The organism is Actinoplanes sp. NPDC089786 (assembly GCF_040684855.1).
In the GTDB taxonomy this organism is placed as follows: Bacteria; Actinomycetota; Actinomycetes; order Mycobacteriales; family Micromonosporaceae; genus Actinoplanes.
On record NZ_JBFBGU010000004.1, the window covers coordinates 76751 to 89644 of the forward strand.

The window sequence follows — 12894 nt, forward strand, 5'->3', positions numbered from 1 at the left end:
CTCGGGTACCCGTCCTTACTTCGCGACGATCCTGGGCACAGCGAAGCTCCTCGCGGCGTGACTGTTCAGGTCACGCGATCGTCGGGGGCATCCATGGGTTGCCGAGGAGTGCGTGACGTAGTTCGGGAGCCGTTCTTGCGGATGGTCGAGATGTAGCCGCGGATGGCGAGGAACGTTTGGGCGCCGGTGAGGGTGCGGAAGCCGCCGCTGACCCGGGTCTTGGATTTGATCATCCGGACGGCCCGTTCGGCGACGTTGTTCGAGAACGCGACGGTGGCGAACCGTAGGAACTCGGGTTTCCGGTCTCGTAGTCGTAAGGCCGGGTTCCTGGCCGGTGTTGCTTGCCAGGGCGGTGTTGATGAATGCTCAGAGGCTGTTCGACGAGACGGTCGTAGCGGGTGGACAGGTCGTCGAGCTTGGACGGCGGCAGCGCCGTGTGGTCTTGAGTGCGCCGGTGGGCGACCCAGCGGTGGGCGTCGACGAGCAGGTTCACGAGGTCCTCGGCCCAGCCGTCCGCGCGGGCTTGTGGGTCGAACTCGCCGATCCCGGTTGCCGCTGAAGAGGATGCGCGCATTGCACAAGGCGTGCGTGGCAGCGGCGAAACCGTCGTAGCCGCTGTAGGCGTCATGGACCGCGACGCCGGTGAAACGGGGCAGGATCCCGAACGCCGTCATCGACGCGACCGATCGGCCGTGCTCGTCGATATGGTAGCCGGTCGGCCGGTCGCGGCGGACGGGAAGCCGTCGCCTCATCTGGTCTGGCGATTCCGGCGTGGATGACGGAGACCGGATCTGTTCTCCTACCCTCCGTCTTTCATTAAGCCGTGCGGGTGGGTGTGGTCCGCGAAGCTGGTGGAGCATACCGGCGAAGTCGCTGACCAGCCGGTCGACGATGTGCAGGCTGTCACAGCGCTGCAGGATGCGGTTCAGGTCGGCTTGTTCCTGGCCGGTGCGTTCGGCGGCTGGCCGGATGCTCCATCCGGTCACCTCGCGCGGCTTGGGGGCGACAGCGATCACCGCGGTCGGATTGACGGTGCCGTCGCGCCAGGTCTGCAGCAGCCGGCGCACGGTGCGAGCGCTGCCGCGGTAGCCGCGCTCGCGTAATTCGTTGGTCAGCGTGACGGCGTTGGTGCAGCCCTGCTCCCAGCGTTCGCGAGGTAGCCGACATGTTCGTCGAGTTCCTTTTCCCGGGGCATGGCCTCGGCGAGCAGCTCGTCGGGGGTTTCTGCCCGCAGGTAGCGACGCACCGTCTTGGCGTCGAGGTTCAGCGCCCTGCTGATCGCAGTGGTCCCGACGCCGGTCAGGTTCAAGGCGCGGACCTCGGCGTGCCGCTGGCGGGTCACGCTGGCGCGACGGCCCTGCTCATCGGGGTTGTCGGCGGGCGGTCGAGGTTGTGCCACGGCTTCGGCCTCGGGCCGGTCTTTCAGGCAGGCGCGGTGGGCGCGGACGACTCGGTCGACCGCCTGAGTGAGGTTCTGCAGCAAGTGGAACCGGTCAGCGACCTGGATCGCGTCCGGCGCGCCGAGCCGGCCGCCTTCGGCGTAGCCGCTGGCCCGGTCTCGGCAGATCACCTGCGCGCCCGGGTGAGCGCGTAACCAGTCGGCGAAGGTGTCCGAGCGGCGGTCGGGGAGCAGGTCAACCGGCCGGCCCGTGTCCATGTTGATGATGCCGTAGTCACGGCCCTTGCGGAACGCGAAGTCGTCGACGCCGACCACCGACACCGTCCCCGCCTCGGGCACCGGCAGGCCCCGCACGCCCCTCGGCACGCACCTGCCTGATCCGCAAGGAGCCGAGATGAGGCAGCAACAGCTCAATACCATGATCATCGCACGGCGAACATGATCATCCACATCGGACGGCCATCGTCGACCGGGGTCGAGACCGATTCACCAACTTTGTGCCAGAGCCCCCGATCGCCCGACCACCCCTGACGCCGCAGCCACCCGATCGCCCGATCACCGTTGACCCCGCGACCCACCCGGTCGTCGGACACCCCGGCCCGCTCCGGCCCTGATGTCCGCCAGCGCGCACGCCACGGCCGCGAGGACCGCGGTAGCGGTGGCCAGCAGGAAGGCGGTTGCCCAGTCGGTTGTCGCCGCCAGCAGGAGGGCGATGCCGATGGCCGTGCCGATCTGGGCCGCGGCGGTGAGCAGGCCACCGATCAGGCCGCTGGTGTCGTCGGTGGCCTCGGCGGTCCCGTGCGCGGTGGACGCGACCGAGGCCAGACCGAGACCGAGGCCGGAGCCGGCCAGGCCGATCATGAAGCCGGCCAGGGACGTGCGGCCGACGCTCAGCGCCTCCGTGGCCAGCGACGCCGCGATCGCCACGAAGCCGGTCACCATCGCACGACGCGGGCCGATCCGGCGCAGGGCGGCCGGCGCCAGCGCCGACGAGACCACGACACCGCCGCTGAGCAGCACGAAGCACGCGCCGCTGGCCGCGCCGGACAGCCCCAGCCCGTCCTGGAGGAAGAGGGTGCCGACCACGGAGGCGCCACTGGTGGTGGCGGTCAGGACGACCGCCGCGCCCGCCCCGAGCCGGAACGACGACACCCGCCAGACCCACGGCGGAACCATGGGTACGGATACGCGCCGCTCCAGCACCCCGAAGGCGATCCCGGCCGCCGCCGCCACCAGCAGTCCGGCCCACGACGGCGAGCCGAGTCCGTGGTTGAGCGACCACACCAGCGCGACCACAGCCACAACCGCCAGCCCCGCCCCGCCGAGGTCAAGCCGTCCGGCATCCCCAGCCCCGACAGCCCTCGACCCGGCGGCACCGCGCAAGATGCCGGCACCGCGAGAGCTGCCGGCACCGCGCGACATGGCCGGACCACCCGAAATGGCCGCAGTGCGGGAAGCGGCGGCGCGGCGGTCGGGCGGGCCGACCAGCAGCGGCGTGATCGCCACCGCGATGACCTCCAGCACGGCGACGGCCGCGAACAACCACCGCCAGCCCACGTATTCGGTGACCACCCCGCCGAGCACGAAGCCCGACGCGCCACCCACCGCGCCCGCGACCGTCCACAGCCCGAGCGCCCGGCGGCGACGTGCCCCTTCCGGCGCCGTGGCCAGGACCAGGGCGAGAGCGGCCGGCACCGCGACCGCCGCGCCGGCGCCCTGGATCGCCCGCCCGGCCAGCAGTGCGCCGCCACCGCCGGCGACCGTGCACACCGCCGAACCGGCGGCGACGACCGCACTGCCGGCCAGGAACGCGGCCCGCCGGCCGACCAGATCGACCACCCAGCCGCCGGGCACCAGCAGACCGCCGAAGACCAGCGCATACCCACCGGCCACCCAGGACAGCATCGCCGCCGACAGCCGCAGATCGTGCTGCACGGTCGGCAGTGCCACCACGAGCACCGTCACGCCGATGACGTCGACGAACTGCACGGTGCAGGCCAGGCCGACGACCGCACCGTCACGCCGGGAAGTCACACCCGACGATACGACGGGCGCGGCGACCCGGCCCGTCTCGTACCCGATGATCACCAGGTGGACGCGGTCGCGGGCGGCGCAGCCGGCCGTCAACCGCGGCGGTGCCGTACACCGGCGACGACCCGGCGGCCGCGGCACTGCGCGAGGGCAGGGCGGCCGCGGCACTGCGCGAGGGCAGGGCGAGGTCGCAGGCCAGGGCGCTGGTTTCCTAGGCCGGCAGCTGGCGGCGATGGAGAAGCCGCAACCGACGAGCGTGAGCAGTACCGATCAGGCGGACCCGGACCGGGGGCGGGCGGCCGGGCGGCCGGCCTGGATCGTCTACGCGCCCTGGCCGCTCACCGCGCTGGTCCTCGCCGTCGTCGGACTGCGCGAAGCGCGGGGTCATCCGCCGACGGGACGGGTGAACGCGCCGACGTCGATGAGGACCGCGGTGGCGTTGTCGTCGCCGGTCTGCAGGGTGTCGGCCAGCAGGCGGGACACCGTGGAGGGGGGCGGGCGGTCGGCGGCCAGCGCGGACTGGAGGTGGTCGTAGGAGAGCTGCCCGTGGACGCCGTCGGTGCACAGCAGGAGGCGGTCGCGCGGGCGCAGGGACACGGCCAGGATGTCGGGTTCGGGGGCGTCGGGGTGCCCGGCGTAGCGGGTCAGGTGGTACCCGGCGCGATGGCCGGCCTCGGAGTCCAGGGTCAGCCAGCCGTGGGTGACGCCGAGCCAGGCCATCGTGTGGTCGGAGGTGAGCAGTTCGAGCAGCCCGTTGCGCAACCGGTAGACCCGGGAGTCGCCGAGCTGGACCAGCCAGGCCCGGTCGCCGTCGCCCACGAACGCGGTCAGCGTGCAGCCGGTCAGGCCGCCGATCCCCTGGCCCGCGGCGCGCACCTCGCGCTGGACGTCGGCCACGGCGGACAGCAGGGCGGCCGGTCCGGGGGCGGCCGCCGCGACGAAGGTGGAGACCGCGGTACGCCCGGCCGCGGCGCTGCCCGGACCGCTGCCCATGCCGTCGGCCACCACCGCGAGCGCGCGGTCGGCGGCCACGTGGACGACGTCGTAGTTGGCGTCGTAGCGGTAGCCGACCACGCTGCCCGACGCGGCGGTCAGCGAGACCGGGCCGGCGCTCCAGGTCACCTCAGGGCCAGCGGACATCGAGATCCAGCTCCTGAAAGGACGCGTACGGCTGGAGCGCGGCCGCCACGTGCTTGCGGTCGCCGGCCTTCAACGGGACCAGCGGCTGCACGGTCACGACGACCGACCTGGAACCGAGCACCCGCTTCCACGTCGCCACGACCACGCCGGACCGGACGATCGTGGCCTGGAAGATGCCGTTGCCGCCGGGCACCACCGCGTCGAAGTGGGCGGGGTCGGCGAACATCAGCGCGCGATCCTTGTAGCCGAGCAGGTACTCGTCGAACCCGGGCAGGGCCAGCCAGTCGTCCAGCGGCGGCGGCTCGAAGCCGGACAGAGCGGCGTCGAACACCAGGTCATCGATGGAAGCGAGCGCATCCCCGGCGACCGACACCCCGAGCCGGCAGTCGCGAACGGTGAGACCCGTCCAGCGGGCCAGATCGGCGACCGTGGCCGGCCCGTGCGAGCGGAAGTAGCGCAACGCCACGATGCCCAGCGCCTCCTCCCGCGAGGGCGAGTCAGAAGCAGAAGCCCAGTCGGAGAGGAGCACGAACGTCTGCTCCTTGCCCACGTGCGGCGCGATCGCTGTCACGCCCTGCTGGCTGGCGTACCAGAGAAGGTGGTAGCCCTGCTGACCGCCCACGTCGATGCCCGCCTCGGTGAGCGTGCGCAGGCACTCGGCCCGCGTCAGCCGTTTGCCCCCGGCCAGCGCCGAGGCGAGCACCGAGACCCCGCGCTCGGCCGCTTCCAGCGACAACCCGATGACCTCGCGCCGTTTGGCCGCGCCGGCCAGCGCCCGGACGCCCATCAGCTCGAGCATCCAGCGCGCGTCGGCCGAGGGGATCAGGTGGACGGTGCCGCGCATCGGCCACGTCCGCAGGACCGAGCGGTCCTCGAGCGCGGCGGAGATCGCGGCGGCCGTGACGCCGGGCAGCCGGGCGCCGAGCGACCACAGCACCGACGCCATGTCCTGCGCCTGCATCGCCCCGAACCAGCGAACCACCCCGGCGACATCGGACGGACGTCCGCCGGGGTGGTCTCGCAGCAGCAGGCTGTGCAGGCGTATCGCTAGGGAATCAACGGCCACGCGCCGCACGGTACCGCGCGATCAGCGTGTTCGTGGAGCTGTCCCGGTCGGACGCCGGCGTGGCGGTGTCGGTGAGCTTCGGGGCGAGCTGGTTGGCCATCACCTTGCCGAGCTCGACGCCCCACTGGTCGAACGAGTTGATCTGCCAGACCGTGCCCTGGGTGAACGTGATGTGCTCGTACAGGGCGATGAGCTGGCCGAGCACGCTCGGGGTCAGCTTGTCGGCGACGATCGTGGTGGTCGGGTGGTTGCCCGGCATCACCCGGTGGGGGGCGACGGCCGCGTCCGTACCCTCGGCCTGCACCTGCTCCAGGGTGCGGCCGAAGGCGAGCGCCGCGGTCTGGGCGAAGAAGTTCGACATGAACAGGTCGTGCATGCCGCCGATGTCGTGGTTGGGCTGGCTGAACCCGATGAAGTCGGCCGGGATCATCTTGGTGCCCTGGTGGATCAGCTGGTAGAAGGCGTGCTGGCCGTTGGTGCCGGGCTCGCCCCAGTAGACCTCGCCGGTCTGGAAGGCGACCGGGGTGCCGTCCAGGCGTACCCCCTTGCCGTTGCTCTCCATGGTGAGCTGCTGGAGGTAGGCGGCGAAGCGGTGCAGATATTGCGAGTACGGCAGGATCGCGTGCGACTGGGCGCCGAGGAACGTGTCGTACCAGACGTTGAGCAGGCCCAGCAGCGCCGGGATGTTGCGCTCGATCGGCTCGTTGCGGAAGTGCTCGTCGACGGTGTGGTAACCGGCCAGCAGCTCGGCGAACTGCTCGCGGCCGATGGAGATCATCACCGACAGGCCGACCGCGGAGGGCAGCGAGTAGCGGCCGCCGACCCAGTCCCAGAAGCCGAACATGTTCGCCGTGTCGATGCCGAACGCGGACACCTTGTCGGCGTTGGTGCTGACCGCGACGAAGTGCTTGGCCACCGCGGAGTCGTCGCCGCCCAGTTTCGCCAGCAGCCAGTTGCGGGCCTCGGTGGCGTTGGTCAGCGTCTCCTGGGTGCCGAACGTCTTGGACACGATCACGAACAGCGTGGTCGCCGGGTCGAGGTCGTGGGTCTTGGCGTAGAGGTCGGTGGGGTCGATGTTGGAGATGAACCGGCATTCGATCTCCGGGGTCGCGTACGCCCGCAGCGCCTCGTAGGCCATCACCGGCCCCAGGTCGGACCCGCCGATGCCGATGTTGACCACGGTGCGGATGCGCTCGCCGGTGGCGCCACGCCACTCGCCCGACCGCACCTTGTCGCTGAAGTCGCCCATCCGGCCGAGCACCTCGTGCACGTCGGCGACCACGTCCTGCCCGTCGACCACCAGCGTGGCGTCGCGCGGCAGGCGCAGCGCCGTGTGCAGCACGGCCCGGTTCTCGGTGACGTTGATGTGTTCGCCGGCGAACATCGCGGCGGTCCGCTCGCGCAGCCGGGCCTTCTCCCCCAGCGCGACCAGGGCGGTGATCACCTCGTCGGTGACCAGGTTCTTGCTGTAGTCCACGTACAGATCGCCGACCTGGCCGGTGAGCTTCTCACCGCGCCCCGGATCGCTGTCGAACAGGTCTCGCAGGTGCACCGCGGAGAACTTCTCCGCGAGACCCTGGACGGCCTGCCACTCGGCGCTGTCGGAAACGTGATCGCTCATTGTGCTTCGACACTCCCGCGTTGGAACCCGGACTCTCGCGCCCATCGTGGCACGAATCCATTCCGGCTGCCTTCAGGCCTGGTTTAAAACCAGGCTTGAGGCGTCCCAGGCGGCGATGGGTGTCCGGATTCCGGTGGCGAGGATGGCGCCGGCCTCGGGAGCGGGCAGCGGCTTCGACAAGTAGTACCCCTGTGCGAAGTCGCACTCCATCTCCCGGAGCGCCGACAGCTGGACGACGTTCTCGATGCCCTCGGCCACGGTCTGCATGCCGAGGCTCTGGCCCAGCCGCACGATGGTCCGCACCAGCGCCGCGTCCTCGTCGTCCCCGCCCAGCCGGTCGACGAACGAGCGGTCGATCTTGAGTACGTCCATCGGGAAGCGCCGCAGGTAGGCCAGCGACGAGTACCCGGTGCCGAAGTCGTCCATGGCCAGCGTGACCCCGAGCGCCTTGACCCGCTGGAGCTGGGCCAGGTTCTCGTCGGTCTCGGTGAGCAGCACGCTCTCGGTCATCTCCAGGCACAGCTGGTCGGCCGGCATCCCGGTCTCGGCCAGCACCTCGGCCACGAGTTCGGCCAGGTCGCAGTGGTCGAACTGGCGTACCGAGACGTTCACCGCCATCTTCAGCCGGCGGGTGGTTCCCGCGCCCCAGGCAACCGCCTGGCGGCAGGCCTCGGCCAGCACCCAGCGGCCGAGCGGCCCGATCAGCCCGGTCGCCTCGGCGATCCCGATGAACTCCAGCGGCGAGACGATCCCGCGGACCGGGTGACGCCAGCGGACCAGCGCCTCGAAGCCGGTGATCTGGCCCGTGGCCATCTCGACGGTCGGCTGGTAGTGCAGGGTCATCTCGTCGCGCTCCAGGGCGCGGCGCAGGTCGGCCTCCAGTTCCAGGCGCTCGACGAGCTTGTCGTGCATGGCCGGGTCGTACACCGCGAAGCCGCTCCCGCCGGCCGCCTTGGCCTTGTACATGGCCAGGTCGGCGTTCCGCTGGAGCTGCTGGATGTCGCCGGCGTCGGCGGCCGAGGCGATGCCGATGCTGGCGCCGACGTGCAGCTCACGGCCGCCGACCGGGAAGGGCTGGGCCATCGCCGCGATGATCCGCCCGGCCACCGTCGTGGCGTCGGCCATCGCGGTCACCGAGTCGACCAGCACCGCGAACTCGTCGCCGCCGAACCGGGCCACCGTGTCGCCGTCGCGCACCGAGGCGCGCAGCCGGTCGGCCACCTGGGTCAGCAGGGTGTCGCCGGCGGCGTGCCCGAGGCTGTCGTTGACCTCCTTGAACCCGTCCAGGTCGAGGAACAGGATGGCCACCTCGTCGACGGCGGAGTCCAGCTCCTCGCGGAACAGCGCCCGGCTGGCCAGCCCGGTCAGCGTGTCGTGGTACGCCTCGTGGACCAGCTGGTCCTGAAGCACCTTGGCCTCGTGGATGTTGCGGGTGTTGAGCACCAGCCCGTTGACCGTGGGGTCGTGCAGCAGGTTGGTGATGGTCACCTCGGCGTGCCGGCGACCGCCCGCTTTGTGCGGCAGCATGGTCTCGACCACGACGGTGGCCAGCGGCCGCTGCAGGACCGCGTCGATCGCGGCTTCGAGCTGCGCTTTCGTACGCCTGCCGACCGCGTCCTTGAGCCGGACGCCGACCAGCTCGTCGGCGGTGAACCCGAAGATCCGCTCGACCGACTCGCTCTGGTACCGGATCGTGGTGTCGCGGTCGATCACCGCCACCGAGTCGGAGCTCTGCTGCACCAGCGCGCGGAAGCGGTTCTCCCGGGCCTGGAGTTCGGCGGTACGCCCGGCGACCCGGTCCTCGAGCCGCTTCCGCAGCGCCCGGTTCTCGAGCAGGGTCAGGATCTGCCGGCACACGATGAGCAGGATCAGCGCCGAGCGGGTCCAGGTGACGAAGGCGTCCGGGCCGGTCACGGCGTACTCGACGACGCTGATCAGCAGGGCCACCACGACCGCGGCGTACGGGACGACCATCGCGAACGGCTGCTGGTCGGCCTGGTCGTCGCCGTGCTCGACGATGGCCGGCGGCTCCGGGCGGCGGGCGGCCAGCAGAACCAGCATGAAGCCGGCCAGCCAGCCCAGGTCGATCACCCCGCCCGAGCGGTAGCCGCCGGCCAGGCCGGCGAAGGTGAACGCGCTGTCGGAGACGCCGAGGAGCGTGGCCGCGGCCCCGACCAGCGTGAACGGCACCCAGTCCTGGCCGCCGCGGCGAAGCAGGGCGAGCATGTGGAGCACGACCGTGATCAGGACGACATCGCTGACCGGGTAGGCGAGCAGGACGTAGCGGCCGGCCTGGTCGTCGGCGCCGGTCCGCAGCAGCGGGTTCAGCACGAAGATCCAGCTGATCAGCAGCAGCGACGCGGCGATCATCAGGCCGTCGACGATGCTGCGGAACCGGTTGGCCATGGTCGGCCGGGCCACCGGGACGAGCAGCAGGCCGGCCGCGGTGAGCGGGACCGTGCCCAGGTAGAACAGGTCGGCCAGGGACGGGACGGGCATCTCGAGGTGGCGGAAGGTCTCGCCGTAGGTCCAGACGCCCTCGCCCAGCGCGTACGACAGGGAGCCGAGGCCGATCCCGATCCAGGCCCACCGCATCCGCCCGGGCCGGGTGATCGCGTTGCCGAGGCAGGCGATCCCGGCCACGGCGGCGGCCAGGGTGATGGCGATGTTGGACAGGTCGCGGGTGAAGATCTCCCCGCCGAGTCCCGTGGTCAGACAGATCGCGGCCGCCGAGAACAGGGCCAGGATCAGAACGGTTTCGGTACGCCGGACCGCCATCCCACCCCTCCCAGCCGCCGGTCTGCTCGACATCATTCGAAATCGGGCGTGGCCGGGATCACTTGAGGATTACCGGGCCAGCAGCCGCAGGCTCTCCCGCCAGAGCCGGCCGGCGGCCTCCGGGCCGAGCGCGTACGCCGCGACCCCACGCCGCACACCCGGCACAACCGGCTCGGCCTGGTTGCAATCCTCGAAGTACCGGCCGCCCACGCCGTCCAGCCGGGGCGACGCCGCCAGCAGCACGGAGGTGGCCGCGCCCTGCTCGGCCGTCTTGACCACGGCCGCGGTGAGGCCGGCCGCCCGCCGGCGCTCGGCGAGCTCCTCGGGCGTGATGTGCCGCTGGAGGTTCGTCCGGATCGAGCCCGGGTGCAGGGCGTTGACCCGGATACCGTCCTCGGCCCAGCGCCGGTCGGCCTCGACCGCGAAGCATCTCCGTCTACGATGGGAACCGGAGGATCCTCCGGTACGCCTCCGAGATTAACCGGAGGTCCCTCCGGTTGCCACCCCGCTGTGTCGGAAGGAACACCAGATGACCGAGGCGCGCCCGCTGCGGGCCGATGCGCAGCGCAACCGCGACAAGCTGCTCGCCGTGGCCGTGCAGGCGTTCGCCGTCGACGGCGCGGACGTGTCGCTGGAGGCGATCGCCAAGGCCGCCGGGGTCGGCATCGGCACCCTGTACCGGCACTTCCCCACCCGCGACGCGCTGATCGCGGCCGCGTACCAGAACGAGCTGGACCGGATCGTCGGCGCCGTGCCCGAACTGCTCGCGGCCGGCCCGCCGGACGCGGCGCTGCGCGCCTGGATGGACCGGTACGTGAGCTACATGAGGACCAAACGCGACCTGGGCGACGCCCTGCGGGCGCTGATCGCCTCCGGCGGGAACCCGTTCGCGCACAGCCGGGAACGGCTGGTCGGGGCGATCGGCGACCTGCTGGCCGCGGGCGTGGCGGCCGGCGCGATCCGGCCCGACGTGCTCGCCCTCGACGTGCTGGTCGGCCTCGGCGGCATCACCGGCTCGGCCGACCCGGCCCAGGCGTCCCGGCTGCTCGACCTGCTGATGGACGGGCTCAGACACGGCACGAGCCGCCCGGCAGGCCCGCCGGGCGGCTCGTGAGTCCCTGTTCGACTACTTCAGGTTGAGCTTCACGTTGAAGATCGGGTCGGTGGCCAGCTTCTTGAAGGCGGCCAGGCCGGTCTTGGTGCTGGTGATGCTGATGTCGCGGTCACCCTCGTCGTCGTGCTCGGTGTCGAAGTGCACGATCGCCTTGATCGCCGGGCGCTTGCTCAGCTCGGGGCGGACGCTGTTGTACTGCGGGGCCTTGTCGGCCGGCTTGCCGATCCGGTGGTAGGCGCCCCACTCGGCGATCATCAGCGGCTTCGAGGCGTGCTTGGTGGTCGCCCACTCGTAGAAGTCCGGTCCGGTCTTGCCCTGGCGGTCGAGCAGGTCGGCGAACATGCCGTAGTGGTAGTAGCCCTTCTCGGCGCTGACGTAGGAGTCCAGGCCCATCCAGTCCACCACGTCGTCGCCCGGGTACAGGTCCTTCCACCAGGACTGCGACATCCACTTCTCGTTACCCATGTAGGCCATGACGTTGATCGCGTTGGTGAGGCCCTTGCTGCGCAGGCGCAGGATGGTGTGCCGGTACATCGCCGCGAAGTCCTTGGCCTCCCAGCCGGAGCCGGCCGTGGCCACCACGTCGTTCTCCGGCTCGTGGTTCAGGACCAGGAAGAACTTCTCCGGGTACGTCGCCTTCACGCGCGCCACGAACGCGTCGATGCGCTTGTCCTGCTCGCCCTTGGCAACCTTGGCCCAGGTCGAGCCGTACGCGATCTTCCAGTTCAGCAGCAGGACGCGCGGCTTGGCGGCGTCCCGGGTCATCGCGATCTCCATCTTGGTGGGGAACGGCTCGTCACCCTTGTGGTACTGGTGGAAGATGGTGGCCGTGCGACCGGTGGTCTGCTCCCACTCCTTCAGGGCCTCGTCGCGCGGGGTGTCGGTGAAACCGCCGGCCGCGCCGCCCCACATCACGCCGCAGGACGGCACGAGCATGGCGTCGGTCTCGCAGTCCTTCGACGGCTTGGTCGGCTTGGTGGGCTCCGGGGTGGGCTCCGGGGTGGGCTCGACGACCGGCGGCGGTGTCGGCTCCTGGGTGGGCACCTCGACCGGCGCGTCGGCCTTCTTGGTCGTGACGACCAGCTGCGGGGCGCCGACCGACGTCTCCGACGAGCGGAACCGCGTGACGACCGACTTCGAGGCCGACTTCACGGCCAGCGAGTAGGTGCCCGGGCCGGTGATCTCGGCGCCCAGGTCGAAGGTCATGTCCGAGCCGGTGGCCGAGGCCACGCCCAGGCCCAGCGCCGGGGCGGTGGCCGAGGTCAGCTTCTTCTCGGTCCAGGCGTTGCTCAGCACGCGGCTGACCGTGACCTTGCCGGTGACCGGGCCGATCGTGGTCAGCTTCAGGCGGGCGCCGGTGACGCTCGTGCCGGCCGGCACGACGAACTTCAGGTAGGAAACCTTCACGTCCTTGTCGAGCGTGCCGATCACCAGCTTGTCCTGGTCGCCGAACGCCGCGGCCTTGCGGATGCTCGAGGTGTAGGTGTCGTCGCTCGCCGCGATCTTCAGCTCAGCGCCAGTGGCGGCCCCCGCCACCGACGGCGCGCCGAACGCGACTCCGGCGCCGGTCACCGCGGCAGCCAGGACGGACATCGACTTGCGAAGCTGAGAACGCAATTTCTTAACTCCCCCGCGTTGTCCGGCCGGGTGTTCGGCCGGGCATGCAGAGAAGATTCCGGTGCGGGCGGTGCACCCCCAGTGCCCGTCCCGGTGCCAGCCGGTTGCAACCTCAACGGGTCCTCGTG

The 12894-nt window shown here is 71.1% G+C and carries 9 protein-coding genes and 1 pseudogene; 1 reads left to right on the plus strand and 9 read right to left on the minus strand.

Features of this window, described 5'->3' with window-relative positions; all coding sequences use genetic code 11:
• Positions 1-65: 65 nt before the first annotated feature.
• The 8 genes and pseudogenes from AB0O15_RS16785 to AB0O15_RS16820 form a co-directional block, all read right to left on the minus strand.
• Complete coding sequence (locus AB0O15_RS16785) at positions 66-1067, minus strand: transposase (RefSeq protein WP_364319184.1); 1002 nt, start codon at positions 1065-1067, stop codon at positions 66-68.
• Positions 1068-1111: 44 nt separating this feature from the next.
• A complete protein-coding gene (locus AB0O15_RS16790; protein ID WP_364319185.1) occupies positions 1112-1753 on the minus strand; it encodes a transposase in 642 nt (213 codons plus the stop codon).
• A 201-nt stretch (positions 1754-1954) separates the two neighbouring features.
• Complete coding sequence (locus AB0O15_RS16795) at positions 1955-3433, minus strand: MFS transporter (RefSeq protein WP_364319187.1); 1479 nt, start codon at positions 3431-3433, stop codon at positions 1955-1957.
• A 381-nt stretch (positions 3434-3814) separates the two neighbouring features.
• Positions 3815-4570 (minus strand): protein phosphatase 2C domain-containing protein, encoded by a 756-nt coding sequence (locus AB0O15_RS16800; protein WP_364319188.1) that lies wholly within the window; start codon positions 4568-4570, stop codon positions 3815-3817.
• Complete coding sequence (locus AB0O15_RS16805; protein ID WP_364319190.1) at positions 4554-5636, minus strand: winged helix DNA-binding domain-containing protein; 1083 nt, start codon at positions 5634-5636, stop codon at positions 4554-4556. Before AB0O15_RS16805 ends, AB0O15_RS16800 begins: the two co-directional genes overlap by 17 nt.
• The gene (gene pgi / locus AB0O15_RS16810) at positions 5626-7257 is read right to left on the minus strand and encodes a glucose-6-phosphate isomerase (RefSeq protein WP_364319192.1); all 1632 of its coding nucleotides are present in this window, start codon (positions 7255-7257) and stop codon (positions 5626-5628) included. Before pgi ends, AB0O15_RS16805 begins: the two co-directional genes overlap by 11 nt.
• Positions 7258-7329: 72 nt before the next feature.
• On the minus strand, positions 7330-10035 hold the full coding sequence (locus tag AB0O15_RS16815; protein ID WP_364319194.1) for an EAL domain-containing protein: 2706 nt from the start codon (positions 10033-10035) through the stop codon (positions 7330-7332).
• 69 nt (positions 10036-10104) lie between these two features.
• Positions 10105-10428, minus strand: a pseudogene (locus tag AB0O15_RS16820) (oxidoreductase); the annotation flags it as partial.
• 136 nt (positions 10429-10564) lie between these two features.
• On the opposite strand from AB0O15_RS16820, the gene AB0O15_RS16825 reads away from it, so the two are divergent.
• A complete protein-coding gene (locus AB0O15_RS16825; protein ID WP_364319196.1) occupies positions 10565-11149 on the plus strand; it encodes a TetR/AcrR family transcriptional regulator in 585 nt (194 codons plus the stop codon).
• Between the two features lie 12 nt (positions 11150-11161).
• Here the strand turns inward: AB0O15_RS16825 and AB0O15_RS16830 are convergent, their stop codons facing one another.
• Positions 11162-12742 carry a DNRLRE domain-containing protein gene (locus tag AB0O15_RS16830; RefSeq protein WP_364319198.1) on the minus strand — a complete coding sequence of 527 codons (1581 nt, stop codon included), beginning with the start codon at positions 12740-12742 and terminating at the stop codon, positions 11162-11164.
• Positions 12743-12894 lie beyond the last annotated feature (152 nt).

Coding starts and splice junctions, on each gene's coding strand:
- AB0O15_RS16800 (WP_364319188.1), bottom strand. CDS start 4,570: ATGTCCGCTGGCCCTGAGGTGACCTGGAGCGCCGGCCCGGTCTCGCTG.
- pgi (WP_364319192.1), bottom strand. CDS start 7,257: ATGAGCGATCACGTTTCCGACAGCGCCGAGTGGCAGGCCGTCCAGGGT.
- AB0O15_RS16815 (WP_364319194.1), bottom strand. CDS start 10,035: ATGGCGGTCCGGCGTACCGAAACCGTTCTGATCCTGGCCCTGTTCTCG.
- AB0O15_RS16825 (WP_364319196.1), top strand. CDS start 10,565: ATGACCGAGGCGCGCCCGCTGCGGGCCGATGCGCAGCGCAACCGCGAC.
- AB0O15_RS16830 (WP_364319198.1), bottom strand. CDS start 12,742: ATGTCCGTCCTGGCTGCCGCGGTGACCGGCGCCGGAGTCGCGTTCGGC.